Annotated in this window: 25 protein-coding genes; 21 read left to right on the top strand and 4 right to left on the bottom strand. The window is 44.2% G+C overall.

The genetic code is table 11. The annotated features are described in order from the left end of the window. Positions 1–28 precede the first annotated feature (28 nt). Positions 29–916, bottom strand: coding sequence for a PocR ligand-binding domain-containing protein (locus CCC71_RS00685; RefSeq protein ID WP_296333588.1), 888 nt, complete (start codon positions 914–916; stop codon positions 29–31). 311 nt (positions 917–1,227) lie between these two features. Between CCC71_RS00685 and CCC71_RS00680 the strand changes: the two genes are divergently transcribed. The 20 genes from CCC71_RS00680 (at position 1,228) to CCC71_RS00585 (ending at position 17,076) form a co-directional block, all read left to right on the top strand. Next, on the top strand, positions 1,228–1,515 hold the full coding sequence (locus tag CCC71_RS00680; protein ID WP_021842304.1) for a BMC domain-containing protein: 288 nt from the start codon (positions 1,228–1,230) through the stop codon (positions 1,513–1,515). Next, positions 1,515–2,330 (top strand): propanediol utilization microcompartment protein PduB, encoded by an 816-nt coding sequence (gene pduB / locus CCC71_RS00675; RefSeq protein WP_021842303.1) that lies wholly within the window; start codon positions 1,515–1,517, stop codon positions 2,328–2,330. Before CCC71_RS00680 ends, pduB begins: the two co-directional genes overlap by 1 nt. Before the next feature lie 25 nt (positions 2,331–2,355). Beyond that, a complete protein-coding gene (locus CCC71_RS00670; RefSeq protein WP_021842302.1) occupies positions 2,356–4,017 on the top strand; it encodes a propanediol/glycerol family dehydratase large subunit in 1,662 nt (553 codons plus the stop codon). 12 nt (positions 4,018–4,029) lie between these two features. Beyond that, a complete protein-coding gene (locus CCC71_RS00665) occupies positions 4,030–4,713 on the top strand; it encodes a propanediol/glycerol family dehydratase medium subunit (RefSeq protein ID WP_021842301.1) in 684 nt (227 codons plus the stop codon). 10 nt (positions 4,714–4,723) lie between these two features. Beyond that, the gene (locus tag CCC71_RS00660; protein ID WP_021842300.1) at positions 4,724–5,239 is read left to right on the top strand and encodes a diol dehydratase small subunit; all 516 of its coding nucleotides are present in this window, start codon (positions 4,724–4,726) and stop codon (positions 5,237–5,239) included. 18 nt (positions 5,240–5,257) lie between these two features. Further along, the gene (locus CCC71_RS00655; RefSeq protein WP_021842299.1) at positions 5,258–7,084 is read left to right on the top strand and encodes a diol dehydratase reactivase subunit alpha; all 1,827 of its coding nucleotides are present in this window, start codon (positions 5,258–5,260) and stop codon (positions 7,082–7,084) included. A gap of 3 nt (positions 7,085–7,087) precedes the next feature. Next, on the top strand, positions 7,088–7,465 hold the full coding sequence (locus tag CCC71_RS00650) for a glycerol dehydratase reactivase beta/small subunit family protein (protein ID WP_021842298.1): 378 nt from the start codon (positions 7,088–7,090) through the stop codon (positions 7,463–7,465). After that, a complete protein-coding gene (locus CCC71_RS00645; protein WP_264294481.1) occupies positions 7,462–8,208 on the top strand; it encodes a BMC domain-containing protein in 747 nt (248 codons plus the stop codon). Before CCC71_RS00650 ends, CCC71_RS00645 begins: the two co-directional genes overlap by 4 nt. Before the next feature lie 72 nt (positions 8,209–8,280). Then, positions 8,281–8,550, top strand: a complete 270-nt coding sequence (gene pduA, locus CCC71_RS00640; protein ID WP_006555510.1) for a propanediol utilization microcompartment protein PduA — start codon at positions 8,281–8,283, stop codon at positions 8,548–8,550. Positions 8,551–8,623: 73 nt separating this feature from the next. Beyond that, positions 8,624–9,247, top strand: coding sequence for a phosphate propanoyltransferase (gene pduL / locus CCC71_RS00635; protein ID WP_226974422.1), 624 nt, complete (start codon positions 8,624–8,626; stop codon positions 9,245–9,247). Positions 9,248–9,256: 9 nt separating this feature from the next. Further along, positions 9,257–10,099, top strand: a complete 843-nt coding sequence (eutJ, locus tag CCC71_RS00630) for an ethanolamine utilization protein EutJ (RefSeq protein WP_127057807.1) — start codon at positions 9,257–9,259, stop codon at positions 10,097–10,099. 88 nt (positions 10,100–10,187) lie between these two features. Further along, positions 10,188–10,679 (top strand): PduM family microcompartment protein, encoded by a 492-nt coding sequence (gene pduM, locus CCC71_RS00625; protein WP_226974421.1) that lies wholly within the window; start codon positions 10,188–10,190, stop codon positions 10,677–10,679. Further along, complete coding sequence (locus tag CCC71_RS00620) at positions 10,666–10,938, top strand: EutN/CcmL family microcompartment protein (RefSeq protein WP_006555514.1); 273 nt, start codon at positions 10,666–10,668, stop codon at positions 10,936–10,938. Before pduM ends, CCC71_RS00620 begins: the two co-directional genes overlap by 14 nt. A 10-nt stretch (positions 10,939–10,948) precedes the next feature. Then, complete coding sequence (locus CCC71_RS00615; RefSeq protein WP_226974420.1) at positions 10,949–11,989, top strand: cob(I)yrinic acid a,c-diamide adenosyltransferase; 1,041 nt, start codon at positions 10,949–10,951, stop codon at positions 11,987–11,989. Next, entirely contained in the window at positions 11,979–13,394 is a 1,416-nt protein-coding gene (locus CCC71_RS00610; RefSeq protein WP_226974419.1) for an aldehyde dehydrogenase family protein, read from the top strand. Before CCC71_RS00615 ends, CCC71_RS00610 begins: the two co-directional genes overlap by 11 nt. A gap of 9 nt (positions 13,395–13,403) precedes the next feature. Continuing rightward, positions 13,404–14,525 carry a 1-propanol dehydrogenase PduQ gene (locus CCC71_RS00605; protein WP_226974418.1) on the top strand — a complete coding sequence of 374 codons (1,122 nt, stop codon included), beginning with the start codon at positions 13,404–13,406 and terminating at the stop codon, positions 14,523–14,525. A 10-nt stretch (positions 14,526–14,535) separates the two neighbouring features. Further along, positions 14,536–15,258, top strand: a complete 723-nt coding sequence (locus tag CCC71_RS00600; RefSeq protein ID WP_226974417.1) for an MIP/aquaporin family protein — start codon at positions 14,536–14,538, stop codon at positions 15,256–15,258. 341 nt (positions 15,259–15,599) lie between these two features. Continuing rightward, positions 15,600–15,962, top strand: a complete 363-nt coding sequence (eutS, locus tag CCC71_RS00595) for an ethanolamine utilization microcompartment protein EutS (RefSeq protein ID WP_021842289.1) — start codon at positions 15,600–15,602, stop codon at positions 15,960–15,962. A 117-nt stretch (positions 15,963–16,079) separates the two neighbouring features. Next, positions 16,080–16,535, top strand: coding sequence for a EutP/PduV family microcompartment system protein (locus CCC71_RS00590; RefSeq protein ID WP_021842288.1), 456 nt, complete (start codon positions 16,080–16,082; stop codon positions 16,533–16,535). Positions 16,536–16,587: 52 nt separating this feature from the next. Next, the gene (locus CCC71_RS00585) at positions 16,588–17,076 is read left to right on the top strand and encodes a hypothetical protein (protein ID WP_021842287.1); all 489 of its coding nucleotides are present in this window, start codon (positions 16,588–16,590) and stop codon (positions 17,074–17,076) included. A 198-nt stretch (positions 17,077–17,274) separates the two neighbouring features. Here CCC71_RS00585 and CCC71_RS00580 read toward each other — a convergent pair whose 3' ends face one another. Continuing rightward, entirely contained in the window at positions 17,275–18,132 is an 858-nt protein-coding gene (locus CCC71_RS00580) for an MBL fold metallo-hydrolase (RefSeq protein ID WP_226974416.1), read from the bottom strand. A 286-nt stretch (positions 18,133–18,418) separates the two neighbouring features. Here CCC71_RS00580 and CCC71_RS00575 point away from each other — a divergent pair, with 286 nt between their 5' ends. After that, entirely contained in the window at positions 18,419–19,039 is a 621-nt protein-coding gene (locus CCC71_RS00575) for a TetR/AcrR family transcriptional regulator (protein WP_226974415.1), read from the top strand. An 80-nt stretch (positions 19,040–19,119) separates the two neighbouring features. Here CCC71_RS00575 and CCC71_RS00570 read toward each other — a convergent pair whose 3' ends face one another. Continuing rightward, positions 19,120–19,566, bottom strand: coding sequence for a GNAT family N-acetyltransferase (locus CCC71_RS00570; RefSeq protein WP_296332634.1), 447 nt, complete (start codon positions 19,564–19,566; stop codon positions 19,120–19,122). 234 nt (positions 19,567–19,800) lie between these two features. Continuing rightward, positions 19,801–20,457, bottom strand: a complete 657-nt coding sequence (gene mobA / locus CCC71_RS00565) for a molybdenum cofactor guanylyltransferase (RefSeq protein WP_021842283.1) — start codon at positions 20,455–20,457, stop codon at positions 19,801–19,803. Positions 20,458–20,717 lie beyond the last annotated feature (260 nt).

Raw genomic sequence — 20,717 nt, 5'->3', positions numbered from 1 at the left:
CAAAATCTTTTGGCTATAAAGCTATTTTTTAAAATCTGTATTTACGACGATAGGAATGCGGTGTTTCCGAAGTAGCTTCTTTGAAAACCTTGCAGAAGTAGCTGGTTCGATTATAGCCCAGATTACGAGCAATGGATTCGATAGATGAGTCAGAACCGCGAAGCATCAATTTGGCCTGTTCCAATTTGCGTTCATTAATATATTGCACGAGGGACATGCCCGTTTCTTGTTTAAAGATTTTGGACAAATAGGATTCACTTAAGTAAACGTGGGAGGCAATATCCCGTAGTGAAGGGTTGTTGTTTAAATGCTTGTCGATATAAACAAGAGCCCTTTTTATTTCCGGACGATACGACGTTTTCATATGATGCTGTACATCGGATTTACTGCTTTGTAATTCAGGAATATCAAGACTGCGGTTTAATATGTCCGGGAAATAATGGCCGGCCATAAGGTTCAATACTTTAGAGGCACTATTTATTTCTTCCGTAGAATAAATGGGCAATTGACGGTAATACATTTTGGCCGTTGTGTCGTTTTGCCAATCACTGCGTGCTGCAATTTGTGGCAACTGCGGATCCGTTACGGCTGTTTGACCGGCACAAATAAAGCCCAGTAAATGACCTTCATGAATTACGGGCACAGAAAAGTCTACAATGCCTGCATGACAGCGATAAGCAGACGGGCAATGTCCTTTGGATGCTTCGAGGCCGCCATAGGCGTCGCAATAGGCGCAAAGACGCGACAATGTAGGATGACTGCGAATATACTTGCAAAAATAACTGAAGTTGTATTTGCACGAAAGCACACGACCGCGCAAATCTACATATACGGCTGCTAATTCCGTAATGTTTGTAAAATCACGCATGATCTCATTAATCATGGTTGTTTCTGTCTTAAAATTACCGGTTGGCATCGTTGCCACCCCTCTCTCTTTTCTGTTTGTATGGGCGTACAAAACAAAAGGATTAAAAAATAGTAATACAACAAATAACTAAAACACATGATAAACACAGAACTTACTGAGGTTTTATGATTAATCGTTATACCAATTATAACAAAAAAATGTTAAAAGTAGAACAAAAAAATCAAAATTCGTAAAAATGTGTTAAAAAATGGAATACTAGTATTTTGTATAATTAGCGTATACAGAAAACCGCAAAATGTGGTGAATATTTGAATTTTTATTTTTTGTTTTATGTGCGCCCAAGATAGGAGATGAATTGTATGTCGCAAGAAGCACTAGGTATGGTTGAAACTAAAGGCTTAGTCGGTGCTATTGAAGCCGCCGATGCCATGGTAAAGGCCGCCAATGTAGCCCTCGTGGGAACTGAAAAAATTGGTTCCGGTCTCGTAACCGTTATGGTACGAGGCGATGTAGGTGCCGTAAAAGCATCTGTCGATGCCGGTGCAGCAGCTGCCGAACGAGTAGGGCAAGTTGTCTCGACGCATGTAATTCCACGGCCTCACAAAGATGTGGAAAGCGTTATCTTAAAGGAAAAAGGTGAAGCTTAATGAGTAATACGGATCAAATGGTTGATGAGATTTTGAAACGCGTTTTACAAAAAGCCGATAACTTATCGGCAGCCACCCCGAATCAAAGTGAAAGCAAAGGAGCGGAACAAATTATGGCGAACAGTTGCAGTTTAACAGAATTCATTGGCACAGCAAAATTTGGTGATACTATCGGTTTAGTAATCGCTAACGTGGATCAACAAGTATTGGATGCCATGAAATTAACAAAAAAATATCGTTCAATCGGTGTTGTAGGTGCTCGTACCGGTGCCGGCCCTCACATTATGGCCGCTGATGAAGCCGTAAAAGCTACCAACACTGAAATCGTAAGCATCGAACTCGCGCGCGACACTAAAGGCGGCGCCGGTCACGGTTCCTTAATCGTATTCGGTGGCGACGACGTTTCCGACGTAAAACGTGCCGTTGAAGTAACGCTTAAAGAAGTTGAACGTACTTTCGGCGACGTATACGCTAATGAAGCAGGCCACATCGAATTACAATATACAGCTCGCGCAAGCCATGCTATTAACACCGCATTCGGCGCTCCTGAAGGCAAAGCATTCGGCCTTATCGTAGGTGCTCCGGCAGCTATCGGCGTGGTAATGGCTGATGTGGCTGTAAAAGCAGCTAACGTAGACGTTATCGGCTATGCATCTCCTGCAAACGGCACAAGCTTCTCCAACGAAGTAATTTTACAGATCTCCGGTGATTCCGGTGCAGTTCGTCAGGCTGTTATTACAGCTCGCGAAATCGGTAAAGAATTATTAGGCACTTTAGGTAGCGAACCTAAAAATGATGCTCCTTCTTACATTTAACTTCGATAGAAAGGAAGCTTGACATATGAGATCAAAACGTTTTGAAGTATTAAGCAAACGCCCTGTTAACCAGGATGGTTATGTAAAAGAATGGGTGGAAGAAGGCTTTATAGCCATGGAATCGCCGCAGGATCCTAAACCTAGTATCCGCATTGAAAACGGTCGAATTGTAGAACTTGACGGCAAACGTCGTGAAGATTTCGACTTGATTGATACATTTATTGCTAATTATGCAATCCGCTTGGAACGTGCTGAAGAAGTTATGGCTATGGATTCCCGCAAAATCGCCAACATGATTTTGACACCAACCGTACCTCGCAGCGAAATCGCCAGTCTTGCAAAATCCATGACTCCGGCCAAAATGGTTGAAGTAGTAAGTAATTTCAACGTTGTTGAAATGATGCAATGTATGCAGAAAATGCGTGCTCGTCGCACCATGGCTAACCAGGCTCACGTAACAAACGTTAACGATAACCCGGTTCAAATCGCTGCTGATGCGGCTGAAGGTGCACTTCGCGGTTTTGCCGAAGAAGAAACAACCGTAGCGGTTGCTCGTTATGCACCGCTTAACGCTATCAGTATCTTGGTAGGTTCCCAAGCCGGTCGTCCGGGCGTATTGACTCAATGCTCCTTGGAAGAAGCTACTGAATTGGAACTCGGTATGCGCGGTTTCACAGCGTATGCTGAAACAATTTCCGTATACGGCACTGAAGATGTATTCACCGATGGTGATGACACTCCATGGTCGAAAGCATTCTTAGCATCCGCTTATGCTTCCCGTGGTTTGAAAATGCGTTTTACTTCCGGTACAGGCTCTGAAGTTCAGATGGGTCAAGCAGAAGGTAAATCCATGTTATACCTTGAAACTCGTTGCCTCTACATTACTAAAGGCGCCGGCGTACAAGGTATCCAAAACGGTTCTGTAAGCTGTATCGGTATTCCGGCAGCTGTACCTTCCGGTATTCGTGCGGTATTGGCAGAAAACTTGATCGCTGCTATGCTCGACCTCGAATGTGCATCCAGTAATGACCAGACATTCAGTCATTCCGACTTACGTCGTACGGCTCGTACACTCATGCAGTTCTGCCCTGGTACTGACTTCATCTGTTCCGGTTACAGCTCCACGCCAAACTATGACAACATGTTTGCCGGCTCCAACTGGGATGCGGAAGACTATGATGACTGGACAATCATTCAGCGTGACCTCAAAGTTAACGGCGGTTTGAAACCGGCTACGGAAGATGCTGTAGTAGCTGTTCGTAATAAAGCAGCTCGTGCGCTTCAAGGTTTATTCGCTGAACTCGGCTTACCGGCTATTACCGATGAAGAAGTAGAAGCTGCTACTTATGCTAACGGTTCCAAAGATATGCCGCCTCGCGATAAAGTAGCTGACATCAAAGCAGCTGCCGATCTTATGAATCGCGGCGTTACCGGTATTGACTTTGTAAAAGGTCTTGCTAAACGCGGCTTCAATGATTTAGCCCAAAGCGTTCTTAATTTGTTGAAACAGAAAATTGCCGGTGACTACTTACAGACATCCGCTATTTTTGACGATAAATTCAATGTAATTTCAGCAATTAACAATCCTAACGACTATGCCGGCGTTGGCACAGGTTATCGTTTGGAAGGCGAAGATTGGGAAGTAATTAAAAATATTCCTAACGCAATCGATCCGCGTGATATTTAAGGAGGCATCAATATGGCTGAAGTTAATGAGCAAGTTTTACGCGCACTGATTATGGAAGTGCTTAAAGAAATGGGTAGCGCCAGCAAGCCTGTTACTTTTGCCGGTTCCTCCGAAACGGCGGCTCCGGCTCGTCCTAAAGAAGAGGACGTAGATGATACTTGGATTCAGACCGGCGGCCCGGCTGAAGCCCATACATCACCTGATGAAGTGGTTATTGCTGTAGGTCCTGCATTTGGTCGCAGCCAACGCACGACTATCGTAGGCGTACCACATCGCAATGTAATCCGTCAACTCGTTGCCGGTATTGAAGAAGAAGGCTTAAAAGCTCGTGTAGTTCGTGTATATCGTTCGTCCGACGTAGCAGCCGTAGCCGTTGAAGGCGACCGCTTATCCGGTTCCGGCGTTTGCATCGGTATTCAATCCAAAGGTACTACCGTAATTCACCAACGTGATTTACAACCGTTATCCAACTTGGAATTATTCCCACAAGCACCATTGCTTACGGAAGAAGTATACCGCGCCATCGGTAAAAACGCAGCTAAATACGCTAAGGGCGAATCCCCTAATCCGGTAGCTACGCTTAACGATCAAATGGCACGCCCTAAATATCAAGCGTTGTCAGCCCTTTTACACATTAAGGAAACAAAACGAGTGGTTAAAGGTAAACCGGCTGATGAATGCCGCGTAAGCCTATAAGGAGGCCTTTATGAGTCAAGATATGGAAGCGATGATTCGCAAAATTTTAGAAGATATGCAAAAGGGAACCCCTTCTCCGGTAAGTGCCGTAGCTCAGACAAGCACAACCGAACACGTTGCTACAGTAGCGGATTACCCAATTGCTAAAAAACATCCTGAATGGATTAAAGTGGGCAATCGTTCCTTAGATGATATTACCTTGGATGCCGTTATGGCCGGTCAGGTTTCTATGGATGATATGCGTATCAGCCCTGAAATCTTAAAAGCACAAGGTCAAATCGCTAAAGCCGGCGGTCGCGATCAGATTGAATACAACTTCTCCCGCGCTGCTGAAATGACTAAAGTAGGCGATAAACGCTTATTGGAAATGTATAATGCTCTTCGTCCATACCGTTCCTCCAAACAGGAATTATTGGCTATGGCTGATGAACTTGAAAAAGAATACGGTGCTGTAATTTGCGCTGAATTCGTTCGTGAAGCGGCTGAAAACTATGAAAAACGTAAGAAATTGAAAGGTGATAACTAAGAGTTAGGAGTTTTGTGTATGAAGCGAGTCGTTGGTATTGATATAGGTAATTCCACAACAGAATCAGCGTTAGCGGAAATTCACGAGTCCGGTGAAGTTCGTTTTCTCGGATCGGCGATTGCCAATACGACCGGGATCAAAGGAACTAAGGATAATATTCAAGGACTCTTTGAATCGCTTCGTCAACTGGTTGCCAAAACGGGCCTGTCCCTTAAGGACATCGATTTAATTCGTATCAATGAAGCTACCCCGGTTATTGGCGACGTGGCGATGGAGACGATTACAGAAACGATTATTACCGAATCAACCATGATTGGGCATAATCCGAAAACTCCGGGCGGTCTTGGTATCGGTGTGGGCTATACGGCTCATATCCTACAATTGCTGGATAAACCTATGTCGGATGACTATATCGTAGTCGTACCGAAAGAAATAGATTTTCAGCTTGTAGCCGAATTGATTAATGCGTATGTAACAAAAGGCTATCGCATCAAAGGAGCTATCTTGCAGGCCGATGACGGCGTGCTGGTAGCCAACCGTTTGCAGCAGCCGATTCCGATTATTGATGAAGTAGCCTATGTCGATAAAGTACCGCTTGGTATGTTGGCTGCAGTGGAAGTAGTAGAACCGGGTAAAGTAATTTCCCAATTGTCTAATCCTTACGGTATTGCTACAGTTTTCAACTTGACAGCGGATGAGACCAAGAACATAGTACCTATCGCCAGAGCGCTTATCGGCAATCGTTCGGCGGTGGTTATTAAAACCCCTGCCGGGGATGTCAAAGAACGTGTAATCCCAGCCGGTTCCATCGTGGCATCCGGCGACGGACGTACCGTATCCATCGATATTTCAGCAGGTGCCGAACAGATTATGGCTACCCTTGGCCAAGTGTCCCACATCGACAATGTATGCGGTGAAGCGGGCACGAATGTGGGCGGTATGCTGGAACGAGTTCGTCAGACTATGGCGGACTTAACCAATAAATCACCAAATGATGTTTTTATTGAAGATTTACTGGCAGTAGATACATCGGTGCCGATTAATGTGAAAGGCGGCCTTGCCGGCGAGTTCTCTATGGAACAGGCCGTGGGCATTGCCTCCATGGTTAAATCGGATCACTTACAGATGGAAATTATCGCCAAAGAAGTAGAACGGGAGCTCAAAATCCCTGTAGAAATCGGCGGTCAGGAAGCTGAATCGGCCATTCTCGGGGCTTTGACTACACCGGGTACGGAAACGCCGTTGGCGATTCTGGACCTCGGGGCAGGTTCTACCGATGCTTCGATTATGTCACCTGACGGACGGGTTACGGCTATTCACTTAGCCGGAGCCGGTAATATGGTAACAATGTTGATTAACTCTGAATTGGGACTGGAAGATATCCATTTAGCTGAAAGCATTAAGAAATTCCCATTAGCCAAAGTAATCAGCGTGTATCATATCCGCCATGAAGACGGCAATGTGCAATTTTTCAAAGATCCGTTACCGGCCGATTTATTCGCCAAGACGGTAATTGTAACCGACGAAGGACTCGTTCCTATCGAAGGGGACCAATCAATGGAAAAAATTAAGATTGTTCGTCAAACTGCGAAGGAACGTGTTTTTGTAACCAATTCCCTGCGAGCCTTACGGGCTGTAAGCCCAACGCACAATGTGCGTGATATTCCTTTCGTAGTTATTGTAGGCGGTTCGGCTTTGGACTTTGAAGTGCCGCAGCTCGTAACGGATGCGTTGTCTCACTACAATTTGGTAGCCGGGCGCGGCAATGTGCGCGGCACCGAAGGGGCACGTAATGCGGTGGCAACCGGCTTGATTCTATCGTATGCCAAAGAGCGGAGGGGATAAATTATGGAGGTTATTATTGCACCTAAACCGACCATTATGATTTATCACCACCCCAATGTATCAGTGGAAACTATTCAGGATCTCTTGTTCGGTATTGAAGAAGAAGGAATTCCCTATAGCTTAGAGGCACGTGCCGCAAGCGATGATATATTGCTTATGGCTGATGAAGCCTCTCATGCATCGGCCTTATCCGTAGGAGTAGGCTGCAGTGCTGATACTTTGGTGTTGAGTTATAAAAACTTACCGCCTCATCAATTTATATATCGTTTGCGTAATTATAAACAAGCAAAACAAACTATGCGAGCGTTAGGGGCCAATGCAGCTCGCCTGGTAAAAGGCAATCCTTTTAAAACCGACCCCGGATTGGAGGTGGCATTTTGAAAGAAGCATTAGGACTCTTGGAAGTAGCCGGATTGGCAGCGGCCATTAAAGCGGCTGACGTGATGGTGAAAGCAGCTAATGTAACGATTTTGAACGTGGAAAAAGCACGTGGCGGCGGTTGGATGACCGTTAAAGTAACCGGTGATGTAGGTGCTGTTCAGGCAGCTGTACAGGCCGGGGTAGCCCAAGCTAAACACGAACGTCATTACATTGCGCATAAAGTAATTCCAAGACCGGCTGAGGGCATTGATGCAATGCTATTAAGCGGTGGCGGTAAACCGGTATTAAACCCTAAGGCAACGGACGTTGTGAGGGAAGAAACACCGGCTCCCGCTGAAAAAACCGAAGCTAAACCGGTAGCGGCTACTAAAGTAGCGGCACCTGCCAAAGCAACACCTGCTAAGGTACCGGCCAAAGCGGAGGCTAAAACAACAGCTTCTACGGCTAAACCGGTGAAGAGTACACCGGCTAAATCGAGTGAAGCAGCTAAGCCGGCTGAAACCGCTAAAGCGGAACCGGCAAAAGCAGCGACTACGGCGACGGTAAAAGCGCCGGCTAAAACGGCCGAACCGGTTAAAACGGTTGAAACTGCCAAAACTGAGGCGTCTAAAACAAATCCAACCGCAAGCACCAAGGCGGAATCTTCCGTTGATACAGCGAAAGAAGCCTTGATGAAGGTTGTAAAACCAACGCCAAAGAAACGACCGAGTCGAGCTAAAACAACTACAAAACCAAAAGAATAGCCCAAAAGGTAAGCACTTTGGTTGAAACACAAGATTTACAGATAAGCAGGATCCATTAAAGGAGGATTTATAATGAATAATGCATTAGGCATGGTAGAAACAAAAGGTTTAGTAGGCGCTATTGAAGCAGCCGATGCTATGGTAAAAGCAGCTAACGTAACATTGACCGGTTATGAAAAAATCGGTTCCGGTTTGGTAACTGTAATGGTTCGCGGTGATGTAGGCGCTGTTAAAGCTGCTGTTGATGCAGGTTGCGCAGCAGCTGCTAAAGTGGGCGAAGTTGTATCCACTCATGTAATTCCACGCCCTCATAGCGATGTAGAAAGCATCTTGGTTAAATAAGACCATTGCTTTTTATAAAACACTTGAATTAGTAACACTGATTACAGATTAACTAATTAGCAAAGGATAACCTATGATGGATAAAGATGCTTTAAAAGAGCTGATTCGCCAGATTATCCAAGATGTGCAGACGCCGGAAATCCCAATTGGGATTTCCAATCGTCACATTCATCTCAGTCAAGCCGACTATGACCGTTTATTCCCTCATGTGACCTTACAGTCCAAGAAACAATTAAAACAACCCGGTGAATTTGCGGCTGAACAAGTGGTAACTATTGTGGGTCCAAAGAATGAAATTGGTAAAGTTCGTTTATTGGGACCGCTTCGCAAAGCATCGCAAGTGGAAATTTCACAAACTGATGCTCGTATGCTGGGCGTAAAACCACCGATTGTGTTATCCGGTCAGCTTGATAAAGCGGTGCCCATTACCTTAAAAACGGAATTCGCTCAAATTACGATTCCTTGCTGTATCATCGCCAAGCGTCACATCCATGTGAATGCCGATGATGCGCCAAAGTTGGGCGTAAATAATGGCGATACCGTAAAGGTACGAGTTGTGACACCGGAACGAACGACTGTTTTCGAAGATGTTATCATTCGCGTTTCCCCTGATTATGTGACGGAAATGCATTTAGATACGGACGAGGCGAATGCGGCACAAGTGGATGCTCATACGATGGCGAAAATAGTACGGTAGGAGGCAAGTATGCGCAGTATTGAAGAAGTAAATCAACTATTGGCCGCTTTTAATCAATGCGTTGAGGAAGGAGCGACACGCACAATTTCAGAAAAGGAAGCTGATACCTTACGGGTCGGCGTCGATCTTGGCACATCGTCCATCGTCCTTGCCGTAGTTGATGCGGGCGGTCAACCGGTATACGGTGCTTTTGAATACGCGCAGGCCGTAAGAGACGGCTTAGTGGTAGATTATGTGGGGGCAGTTACCATAACTCGGCGTTTAAAAGCAAAAGCCGAAGCGGAACTGGGTTGCTCCTTAACGAAGGCAGCAGCGGCCGTACCGCCCGGCACTTTAGGCAAAAACAAAGACGTGGTAAGTCATGTCCTTGAAGGCGCTGATTTTGAAGTAACCGCCATATATGATGAACCGACGGCAGCCGCCTTGGTACTTGATATGGTAAATGGTGCTGTAGTCGATGTGGGCGGCGGCACGACGGGAATTACCGTGATTAAACGGCGCAAAGTGAGTTACACCGCCGATGAACCGACCGGCGGTTCTCATATGACGCTTGTGCTGAGCGGTAATTATGGAATTTCCCAAGCGGATGCGGAACTTCTCAAGCGAGATCATTCAAGAGAACGGGAAGTGTATCCGGTAATTCGTCCGGTAGTCGAAAAAATGGCCACCATAACCAATAAAGCCTTGACGGACGGGGCCTATCGCAAGAACGGTCCGGTATATGTCGTAGGCGGTGCCACTAATTTTACTGATTTTGCCGATACCTTTGAGAAAGTCATCGGACGGGAGGTTATAAAGCCTCTATATCCGGAATTTGTAACCCCTTTAGGAATTGCCCTTGGCAGTGTATAACTCAAATGTGGATTTCATGGCTAAGGTGAAGTGCTGATAGAGTTAAAAAAACATCGCTACAGGCAATCTTACAGGGAATGAGGTAGTTATGGACGAAATTATTGCAGCAGTACTCAAACGCTTGCAGGCGCGAATGGAAAGCCGAGGACAGGTGGATTTGGCTCACGACGGCAAGCTTGAGGAACGCACCTTGCTGCATCATCAACGGGTGGAGGTTACCGGCTTAACTCAATCACAATTAAATGAACTGACCGAGCGAATCGAAGGTCCTTTAGTGACGTGGTTCGACCGAGCTGTCGCTTATGGTTGTGATATGACGGTGGTTACGGATATGTGTGTCAACCAACAATGGAATCCGGCGATGATATTAGCCTGGCCGTTTACTTTTAAAGATAAACAAGGCCGCAAGGTATACAGTTTCAAAGAGCGCATCATTAGTGCGTCGGCGATTCGTACCTGCAACAAAGAGTCCGTTATACTAATATTTCGTGGTCAGCGATTTACCGCTCTCGGGCTTGATGAATTGCGCGACCGCCAACTTGTATGTGTAGAAGGGACGAAACGATATGCAGACTGGTAGAGTAATAGGCAGTATTGTATCGACACAAAAACACGAGTCCTTAGTGGGCTTGAAGTTGATGATTATACAATACGTTGACGGCAATCAGGAACCGTTACCTTCGTATGAAGTGGCGGCGGACACTGTGAGTGCCGGGATTGGTGAATACGTATTGTTGACCCGCGGTTCTTCTGCTCGCCATGTATTCGGCGACGGACAGGACATCAATAGCGCTGTTGATTGCGCTATCGTAGGTATTATAGACAGTTTTGATAAATAGGAGGGCCACCATGGCTATTTACACAAAAATGGGCGATAAGGGCACGACGGGACTGTTTGACGGTACTCGCGTTGCCAAAAACTCGGAACGGGTCAACACCTATGGCACCCTTGATGAGTTGAATGCGCACTTAAGTGTGTGTGAAAAATTGGTGCGGTATCCGGAAACAAAACAAATTTTACATAATTTACAAGGCCTGTTATTTAGACTTTGTGCGGAAGTAGCGACGATGGACCAAGCTAAATTAACACAGTACAGCACCCTCATCAGTGAGGCGGATATAAAAGAGCTGGAATCAATCATCGACCGCTATACGCAATTATTGCCACCGCTCACAAGTTTTATATATCAGGGCAATAATTTAGCAGCTGCTGAGCTTCATGTGGCCCGTACCGTTTGCAGACGGGCGGAACGAAAACTCAACGGCTTGCGGCAGGGCGAACCGGTTAGACCGACAGCGTTAGCGTTTGTAAACCGGTTATCCGACTGCATCTATACGCTGGCGCGTATGGAAGACTTCATGTTCTATGTGGACGAAGTTTCTTCAAAGGTTATGGCTAAATTGGATGGGGCAGTAGAAGCGGCTTCACCTGCTAAGAGTCATACCGAGGTTGGAACCAAGCCCATAAATGAAGAAGAACGACTGCGTCGTATGGCCATGTGCTTACTTGAAGGGGCAACAGCCAAAAGCGAAGCTATGGGCGTACCGGTTGTTATTACTGTAGTGGATGTACACGGTAATCCGGTTCTTGCCTATCGCATGGCTGATGTGTTGCTCGTAAGTACCGAAATTTCGGCCGGCAAAGCCTATACGGCAGTGGCTCTAAAATGTAAGACCCAAGCTTTGAAAGAAATCACTCAGCCCGGGGCTGATTTATATCAGATTGAATCCATGGTATCCAGGCCTTTAGTTACATTTGGCGGCGGCTTTCCGCTGACGCAAAACGGTAAGCTCATAGGTGGCTTAGGTATTAGTGGGGGGACAGTCGCTGAAGATGTGACTATCGGAGAATATGCAATGGATTATATGGAGGCAAAGTATGGAAAATAAACAAGAGTTAGAACGCATGATTCGCTCTATGGTTATGAATATTATGAACGGGACTGACACCGGCGTTAGCGCTTCGGAAGGTTCCTTACCTGATGAACCGGGCGTATTCAGCACTGTAAACGCTGCCGTAGCGGCCGCTAAACAGGCACAAATTCAATTCGAAGAATGCACCTTGGCTACTCGCGGTAAAGCCATTGAAGCCATTCGTCAGAGCATGCGTCCATTAGTGAATAAATTGGCTCAGATGACTTATGACGAAACCGGTATGGGCCGTGTAGCAGATAAGATTATTAAATTGAATCTTACTCTCGACAAAACACCGGGGGTAGAAGACTTGGTAACGGAATGTGAAACCGGTGATAACGGGATGACTTTATACGAATTATCCCCGTACGGTGTTATCGGTGCCGTTACGCCAAGTACTAATCCAAGTGAAACTTTGATTTGTAATGCTATCGGCATGTTAGCGGCAGGCAACGCAATTTTCTTCAGCGTTCATCCGGGGGCTAAAAAGTTATCCCGTTGGCTCGTAAGTGAACTTAATAAAATCGTAGCTGATGCTATCGGTATTAATAACTTAATCGTTACTATCGCTGAACCGTCTATTGAAGCGGCTCAGGAAATGATGGTACATCCGGATATTCCTTTATTGGTTGTAACCGGTGGCCCGGGCGTTGTACATCAGGCATTGTGCAGCGGCAAGAAGGTAATCGGCGCCGGTGCCGGCAATCCGCCTGCATTCGTTGATGAAACCGCCAATATTCGTCAGGCTGCTCAGGATATCGTAATGGGCGCCAGCTTTGATAATAATATTCTCTGCATTGCAGAAAAAAGCGTGGTAGCCGTTCGTTCCATCGCCGATGAATTGATTGAAGAAATGAAAAAGGCCGGTGCGGTTCTTATCGAAAGAGAAGATCAAATCCAAAAATTGTTGGATATTACGTTGCAGAAAAACTGCACACCAAGCCGCAAATATGTAGGCCGCAATGCCGCCGTAATCTTGCGTGATGCCGGTATTGAAGTGGACGGCGACCCACGCCTCATCATCATGAAAACCGACAAACATCATCCGTTTGCTACGATTGAAATGTTGATGCCGATTTTACCGATTGTAACGGTAGAAAACTTCGAAGACGGTTTGGCAACTTGCCTCTTCTTAGAAGCCGGTTTACATCATACGGCAACCATGCATTCGCTTAACTTGGAACGCCTTAACAAAATGGCACGTGCTATGAAAACGTCCATTTTCGTTAAAAATGGTCCATCCTATGCAGGTCTCGGTTACAACGGCGAAGGTACAACCACCTTTACGATTGCCACACCAACCGGTGAAGCAACTACATCGGCCCGTCACTTTGCACGTCGCCGTCGTTGCTGCTTGACTACAGGCTTCCAAATTCGTTAGGAGGCAGCTATGAATCAATGGACATTTCCTACTAAAATCTTTGCCGGCCATGATTCCCTCTTACGATTGAAGCAATTTCGGCAAGAGCGGATCTTGGTTGTGTGTGATCCGTTTTTAGAAGGAACAGAAAACTTAAACTATATTTTGAATGAGCTCCGCCCACAGAACGAGGTGAGCATTTATACGGACGTTGTGCCGGATCCGCCTATCAGCCATGTGGTTAAAGGGGTGGAATTCATTCAGAAACTACAACCTACAGTAGTTATTGCCATTGGTGGCGGTTCGGCCATCGATTTGACTAAAGCCGTATTGTACTTTGCCCGTCATATGGGGTATAGCGGGGTACGTTATTTTACGGTAATTCCGACCACCAGCGGCACCGGTTCCGAAGTAACGTCATTTGCCGTTATTACGGATCCTACTTCACAGACAAAATATCCTATATTAGATGAAAGCTTATTGCCGCAAGAAGCGATTTTAACGCCGCTTTTTGTCAAAACGGCACCACCTAAAGTAACGGCCTACAGCGGGATGGACGTGTTGGTTCATGCTATTGAAGCCATAGTTTCGACGGGGGCTAATAATTTTACGGATGCCCTCGCCGAAAAAGCCTTGGAGTTGGTATTCGAATACCTGCCTAAGTGTTTTGCACCGGGAGCTACGGAAGAAGACCGCATGGGGATGCATGAAGCATCCTGCATGGCGGGGCTCGCTTTTAACCGAGCCGGACTCGGTATTACCCACGCCTTAGCGCATCAGCTGGGCGGTCAATTCCACATTCCTCATGGTTTGGCTAATGCGATGCTTATCGCCAGAGTCGTTATGTTTAACGCCTTTCATAGTGAAACGGCGTATGAGAAATATGTACAGCTAGCAAAGAAGCTCGGCTTTGCAGATAACGGTACAGACAAGAGAGATGCTTTAGTCGCGTTAGTTAAAGCTATCTTACAACTTGCAAGAACCGTTGAATGTCCGCTCAATATCAGTGCGGCAGCCAACGTTTCGGCACAGGAGGCAAGACAGAAAGTTTCTATTATGGCGGATAAAGCATTACAGGATATGACCTATCAGACAAATCCATATGCCGCCTCGAAGGACGATCTGGAAAATCTATTATTAATGATCATGTAAGGAGTCGCGTATGGATACACAGATCCTGATTAGTGAGTTTGTTGGCACGGCTGTTTTAATGGCTTTTGGTAGTGGGGTTAACTCCTCGGTTTTATTAAAAAATACGTTGGCGAAAGCGTTTGCGCCAAATTGGATGAGTTTGATTTTTGGTTGGGGTCTGGCCGTAACCTTTGCCGTGTATATCGGTATAGCACTCGGCGGTCCGGCTCATTTGAACCCGGCTATTACTATTTCCTTCGCTGCCGGCGGCCTTTTTCCGTGGGACCAGGTATTGCCTGTTGTGGCAGCCCAAATGTTGGGAGGCTTCGTTGGTTCCGCTATTACTATGATTCACTATTTCCCTCACTTCAAACAAACCGGTCCGGATGAAGGCAATGTAGTTGGTATTTTTGCCACCGGCCCGATGAGTGATAACCGCTTCATGAACTTATTATCCGAAGTTATTGCTACGTTTATGTTTATATTGGCAATTCTTTGTCTCGGCAAAATGAGTGACGGTTTATTCCCATTCATCGTTGGTATGTTAGTTGCGTCCATTGGTTTTTCCTTCGGTTCTACCACCGGTTTTGCGCTCAACCCTGCGCGCGACTTTGGCCCTCGCTTGGCCTATGCAATCTTACCGGTACCTAACCGCGGGACGGCTAATTGGGGTTACGCCTGGGTTCCTGTTATCGGACCTATCATCGGGGCAACCATAGCCGTATTATTCTTCTTGGCTGTTGCGCCTAAATAAGAAAACGACGAGTATCCTAAACGCAGATCATTAACTCCCCAGCTATTAATTTTAGTTAAGCGGGTTGTTGGTATATGAATCGCAATTAGGATGGGTATTAAAGGGATACAACGTATTCAGCTTAGGCTGATACGGAGTGAGTAATGTTAGGTAATTACTGCTCATAAAAAGAGCGGAGGAGGCTCAGGGCGGTCATTACCTAATGAATCATAAAGTTTTAATCAAACGAATTGATGGATCATATACGACAAATTAAAACATACCAGACTAATTGAAACATGTCAGGAATCTGAGTATATCAATTATAAAGGGACTGTGGCTTGCACAGAAAGGATTGTATTATGGATTTTTTAGACGCTGTAGAAAATAAACAACGCATTATTCAGGAATTTGTACCCGGCAAACAGGTTACAATTGCTCATATTATTGCGAATCCAAAGCCGGAATTATTCCGCAAAATGGGGTTAGATGAGAAAAAACGCGGAGCTATCGGTATTTTGACGATTACTCCCGGTGAAGGTACCATTATTGCTGCCGATATTGCGACTAAGGCTGCAGGTATTGAATTGGGCTTTGTGGATCGCTTTTCCGGTGCCTTATTGATTACGGGTGATGTATCCGGTGTAGAATCGGCTATGAAAGCCGTGATGGAAGGTTTGGATAAAATTTTAGGATTTTTCCCAACGCAAATCACACGTACCTGATGAATTAATTCGTCAGTTATTCATGCTAGTGTCATTTATTTAATAGGTATTTAGAGGAAATCTGTAGTATAATAGATGTCAGTGGTGCTAGTGGCCTGCAGATTCGGAGGTGAGCAGATGGAACAGACGGACCAAGCGTTAAAAACTGTAATCATGGTGGGGCGTACGGAAGTTGGTAAGACGACGTTGGCCAATACGTTGATGTACGGCAGTCCGGAAGCTCGAAAAACTCAATCCATCGGCCGCATTGGATCGATTATCGACACACCCGGTGAATTTGTAGAAAATCCCATATATTATCGGGCAATTTTGTTGAATGCCTATGATGCAGATATCGTCTTGTTTTTAAATGAAGCGGATGAAAAGGAAAGTATTTTTCCGCCGAACTTTGCCGCTTCTTTTAATCGAGAAGTTATCGGGGTTATTACGAAGATGGACCTAGGTGGCGATGTGACCAGAGCTCGCAAAAATCTTAAAGAGGCGGGAGTCAGCCGAATATTTGAAATATCGGTACATGATGCCGAATCCGTAAAGGAATTGCATGATTATATTTCTCAGGAGCCGCAACCGTAATATACGGGACGCCGGTATAAGACATTAGTAGTGAATATGATGGTGGTAAATTATGAATTTTAAGCAGAATTTAGCAAGTGTATTAGCTGGTGCCTATAAGCTGGATTATCGTTGGCTCCAGATTAAGAATCATGAAATATTTATTTATAAGGATGTAAAGAACGCTGCGGAAACACCGCTGGCTTTACATTTCGATCCTGCCTTCAATGCGCAGGTTATCACATTGTGTGAAGAAACCGTAGGTTCTATTACTGAACCGATTTTGATTGATACTATTTTACAAGCTCATTGTGCGGCGGAAGCCCATGAAATTTATTATGATGAAAAGCTCTATGCTGAAAAAGCGGTAGCGATTCGTCATAAGCCTAATGAATTGACCGCTATTTTAGAAACCGGCGAGCGCTATTTGCTCACTTTGAACGGCGTAGTTAAAACGAATCCCGGCGACTGGGTAATTCGTGGCGTTAACGGGGAAGAATATCCTTGTGATCCGGAAATTTTTAAAATGTTATATGATGTAATGGACGAATCCAAAAAATAATATATTGAATAGGATTCTTAATTATCGAATGTTCAGGCATCGGTCTATTGACCGATGCCTTTTTGTATGTAATTTCAGAGAACTAAAAAGGATGATGAGTCAGGTGGCTCATCATCCTTTTTTTCATAGTATGTTACATTTAGGAATAGTAAATCTTAACATGTTTCAGTATTCAATTGGAGATACTATATAAGTGATTTATAGTTTTACGGTTTCCCCGTCTTCAGGAATGGTTACTTGATCTTTTAAGCCCATGCCGTCAACGTATTTTTTCATCGTTTTGCGGTCAACAACAGCATGGTTTACCGTATCCATGTGAACCGTTAAGATTTTAGCGTTAGGCGCTAAGGTAGCAGCTTTACCTACATCTTCGGTACCCATGATGATGCTGTCTTCAAAACCGAGTAATTTAGCATAACCGGTGTTCATTATGAGTACGTCAGGATTGAATTTGCTGATAGATTTAGTAATATCCGGAGTCCAAACGGTGTCCCCCATGATGTAAACAGTTTTTTCGTTTGGCATGGTGAATACAACGCCCATGGTTTCACCTAAGAGGTCGGCCGCCTGTTTATTTTGGTACATAGCGTCGGTACCGTGAGTTGCGTTGCGGTGAGACAATGTTACACCTTCAAAGGTAGCTGTATCGCTTAATACACGTACATCTTTAAAACCTTGGCTCTGAATTAAGGCTTGGTCAGATGCGTTTTGAACGAAGATAGGGGTATCTTTGTTAATGCTTTTAGCAGCCGCCTCATCCCAATGATCCGGATGAGTATGGGTTACTACTACAGCATCTACATCGTTTAAGATTTCATTAACAGATTTTGGAAGGTCAACGAGTGGCACCCGTTGCTGACTGTTGAAGGTACCTTCAAAGCCCGGGAAGCTGTTTTTAGCAGCAAAGAATGGGTCAATGAGGAATGTTGTATCGTTGTAAGTTAATTTACCGGTAGCATTGCGGATATGTTCGTAAGAGCTGTCTGCAGAAGCAGTAAAACCGGTAGTAGCAATTACAGTAGCGGCTAAGAGGGATGCAAATAATTTTGATTTCATGATAATTCTCCTTTACATAATACACACATACTTTAAATTTACACAATTGTTTTTAACACTAATTTTAGCACTGATTTAATTTTTTCGATTAATTATGGCTTAAGTATAGCAGAATCTGTTATACTTGAAATAACAAAAAAAGACAATGTGTAAACTAATTTGACACATTGTCTAAAAGTGTATAATTGGCGAAAAATTTTTAATGTAAAATAGCATAAATCAGCGATAAGTATTTTTACTTATATACTTGTGTAACTATATGTAACAGTGTATGGGAGGATGATGTATGAAGATTATGTCACGCAAAGAATATACCAGGCATCAAATAAAGGAAGCCTTGTTAATGCTTTTGAAAAAAGAATCATTTGAAAAAATCACTGTATCACAATTGAGTAAGACCGCCGGCATTACGCGTGCTACCTTTTATCTGCATTATACTAATCCGATGGATGTAATCGACGAGCTTTTGGAAGATGCTATAATGGCAGCCGGCGATAATGACGTAGAGGATGATAATTTAGCGCAGATTACGAAAGCTTTGAATCGGGCAAAGACCGGGGACGAACTGTATGCTGCTTATGAGTCCGTATTTTCACGGCTACCGCTCTGTCAGCGCGTTTCCGGTGAGCGTAAATATATGCCAATCTTTAAAGATGTCTTATTGGCTGAGCATATTATATATAATTTATACTTTAATGAACGGCCTAAGCAAGTGGCAGCGCTTACGAAAGAGTTAAAAGTCACGGAAGCCGTAGCTGACGCTATTTTTTTGTTTTGCGTGCACGGACTATATGCTATAAATCAAAAGTATAATTGGCAGCGTACCGAAGAGTGGCTTATGGCACAGCGGGCTCTGTTCCAATTTATGCAATCAGGAATGCAAGGCGTAGCACAAAATCGCAATTAATCGGCAGTAAATGACAATTTTAGGTGGTTTAATTGTAATATGATAGCAGATTCAGCAAGTAAGCAATTTTAATGAATCTGCTATCTTTTTAATTGCATATATAGTAATGGATACGGATTACCTTGCTCATCAAGTTCAGTGCGTTTATATACGCTAAATCCCATGTGTTCATAGAAGCCCTTAGCTTCCGGATTTTGCTCATTAACGGCAACATGATTAATTTCATAGGTATCGATGCCGTATTGAATCAATTGTTTACCAAGACCATGGCCACGCATGACCGGTGCGATAAACAACATCTCCACGGTTTGCTCGTCAATGCCCATGAAGGCAATAGGTTGTTGTGGATCATCTTCGGCTATAATTAAGTGGGGAACGGCGGTTAAAGCTTTGGGGACATATTCTTTGATAGCTAATATTTCATCATTGGATAAAAATAGGTGGGTGGCTCGTACGGAGGCTTCCCAAACAGTTGTTAATTGCTCGATAAGAGCGGTAGGACGGTTAGATACTTCGTATAGTTTCATAATAAATCACCTTTATATAAATCTCATTTTAATTACTTTAGTATAATCATATAGAGTATTAAGAAGATTATATCATATGCAGGCCGATAAGCACGGTAGGAGAGAACAGATAGTAAGATACCCGGAATATATTGAAGTATACAGTAATACACTAAAATGCGCCTTAAAGCAAAAAAGCCCATAATACGAATGCTTTTGCGCAAACGCATTATGGGTTTTGAATTATTGGTTATGTTATTTTTCCGGATGATGCACGAGTACTTTATCCGTATCGATTTCGTGGATTTTGTGGAAGTATTCTTGAGCATATTCCAAATCTTCCGGTGTGTTGATGTCGATGAAAATATCCGCTTCCAACGTGTTTTCCTTCAATGGTAATTGTAAAAGCGGTACTTCTTTGTAGAAGGAATGAAGCAATTTTTCACCGGCTGCGATTTTTTCTTTCATAATCGGTAAGAGTTTACGATTATAAATGGCGTGCAAGCAAATATCTTTGCCGTTTAGGATAGGTACTACGACTTGAGCAACGCCTTGGGCTTCTACCATGCGGTCCAATACTACGAGGGAGAGGAACGGCATGTCAACGCCGATAACGAAGAGGTTTTCCGCATCGGTCGCTTCAAAAGCTGTCGCTACGCCGCCTAAGGTATGATGGCCCGGATATTTGTCTTCCACAACCGTGGCGTCCTTTAACGGTTCAAATTTATCGAAAAGGGTCTTATTATCGGTTACAATAATAGGGTCTTTTTCGAAGGAAAAAGCTAACATAGTATAAATAGTTTCAATTAATGTTTGGTCGCCGAATTTGGCAAACACTTTGTTATAACCCATGCGGGAACTGTTGTGACCCGCTAAGATAACCGGTTGTAAAGTTGCTAAATTTTCATACATAATAATGACCCCCTTTAAAATGTTCCTCTGTATAATAATGATACCATATACGCATAAATGAAATAAAGAAAAATCATGTGAAATTGAAATTCTATAGTATTAATTTTGCATAATACATCTTGATTTAGAGGACTATATGAGCATAACGTATACTCGAAAAATGAAGTTGAAAATCACTTCCAATTAACCCTTAAAAAACCTCAAGGCGTTGACTTTAAATTGATTTAATTTAAAGTTAACGCCTTAATTGGTTACATAAT

It is taken from the genome of Veillonella sp. LMAG:90 (assembly GCF_008679445.1).
GTDB lineage: Bacteria > Bacillota > Negativicutes > Veillonellales > Veillonellaceae > Veillonella_A.
Note: the sequence above shows the minus strand (reverse complement) of the source record. Positions and strands in the feature narration are given on the sequence as shown.

What these genes read in the sequence shown, in the direction of transcription:
- CCC71_RS00665 (WP_021842301.1), top strand. Translation starts at nt 4,030, where the DNA reads ATGGCTGAAGTTAATGAGCAAGTTTTACGCGCACTGATTATGGAAGTG.
- pduA (WP_006555510.1), top strand. Translation starts at nt 8,281, where the DNA reads ATGAATAATGCATTAGGCATGGTAGAAACAAAAGGTTTAGTAGGCGCT.
- CCC71_RS00650 (WP_021842298.1), top strand. Translation starts at nt 7,088, where the DNA reads ATGGAGGTTATTATTGCACCTAAACCGACCATTATGATTTATCACCAC.
- CCC71_RS00605 (WP_226974418.1), top strand. Translation starts at nt 13,404, where the DNA reads ATGAATCAATGGACATTTCCTACTAAAATCTTTGCCGGCCATGATTCC.
- CCC71_RS00615 (WP_226974420.1), top strand. Translation starts at nt 10,949, where the DNA reads ATGGCTATTTACACAAAAATGGGCGATAAGGGCACGACGGGACTGTTT.
- CCC71_RS00575 (WP_226974415.1), top strand. Translation starts at nt 18,419, where the DNA reads ATGAAGATTATGTCACGCAAAGAATATACCAGGCATCAAATAAAGGAA.
- mobA (WP_021842283.1), bottom strand. Translation starts at nt 20,457, where the DNA reads ATGTATGAAAATTTAGCAACTTTACAACCGGTTATCTTAGCGGGTCAC.
- CCC71_RS00680 (WP_021842304.1), top strand. Translation starts at nt 1,228, where the DNA reads ATGTCGCAAGAAGCACTAGGTATGGTTGAAACTAAAGGCTTAGTCGGT.
- CCC71_RS00585 (WP_021842287.1), top strand. Translation starts at nt 16,588, where the DNA reads ATGAATTTTAAGCAGAATTTAGCAAGTGTATTAGCTGGTGCCTATAAG.
- eutJ (WP_127057807.1), top strand. Translation starts at nt 9,257, where the DNA reads ATGCGCAGTATTGAAGAAGTAAATCAACTATTGGCCGCTTTTAATCAA.
- CCC71_RS00685 (WP_296333588.1), bottom strand. Translation starts at nt 916, where the DNA reads ATGCCAACCGGTAATTTTAAGACAGAAACAACCATGATTAATGAGATC.
- eutS (WP_021842289.1), top strand. Translation starts at nt 15,600, where the DNA reads ATGGATTTTTTAGACGCTGTAGAAAATAAACAACGCATTATTCAGGAA.
- CCC71_RS00620 (WP_006555514.1), top strand. Translation starts at nt 10,666, where the DNA reads ATGCAGACTGGTAGAGTAATAGGCAGTATTGTATCGACACAAAAACAC.
- CCC71_RS00590 (WP_021842288.1), top strand. Translation starts at nt 16,080, where the DNA reads ATGGAACAGACGGACCAAGCGTTAAAAACTGTAATCATGGTGGGGCGT.
- CCC71_RS00610 (WP_226974419.1), top strand. Translation starts at nt 11,979, where the DNA reads ATGGAAAATAAACAAGAGTTAGAACGCATGATTCGCTCTATGGTTATG.
- pduL (WP_226974422.1), top strand. Translation starts at nt 8,624, where the DNA reads ATGATGGATAAAGATGCTTTAAAAGAGCTGATTCGCCAGATTATCCAA.
- CCC71_RS00580 (WP_226974416.1), bottom strand. Translation starts at nt 18,132, where the DNA reads ATGAAATCAAAATTATTTGCATCCCTCTTAGCCGCTACTGTAATTGCT.
- CCC71_RS00600 (WP_226974417.1), top strand. Translation starts at nt 14,536, where the DNA reads ATGGATACACAGATCCTGATTAGTGAGTTTGTTGGCACGGCTGTTTTA.
- pduM (WP_226974421.1), top strand. Translation starts at nt 10,188, where the DNA reads ATGGACGAAATTATTGCAGCAGTACTCAAACGCTTGCAGGCGCGAATG.
- CCC71_RS00670 (WP_021842302.1), top strand. Translation starts at nt 2,356, where the DNA reads ATGAGATCAAAACGTTTTGAAGTATTAAGCAAACGCCCTGTTAACCAG.
- CCC71_RS00655 (WP_021842299.1), top strand. Translation starts at nt 5,258, where the DNA reads ATGAAGCGAGTCGTTGGTATTGATATAGGTAATTCCACAACAGAATCA.
- CCC71_RS00570 (WP_296332634.1), bottom strand. Translation starts at nt 19,566, where the DNA reads ATGAAACTATACGAAGTATCTAACCGTCCTACCGCTCTTATCGAGCAA.
- pduB (WP_021842303.1), top strand. Translation starts at nt 1,515, where the DNA reads ATGAGTAATACGGATCAAATGGTTGATGAGATTTTGAAACGCGTTTTA.
- CCC71_RS00660 (WP_021842300.1), top strand. Translation starts at nt 4,724, where the DNA reads ATGAGTCAAGATATGGAAGCGATGATTCGCAAAATTTTAGAAGATATG.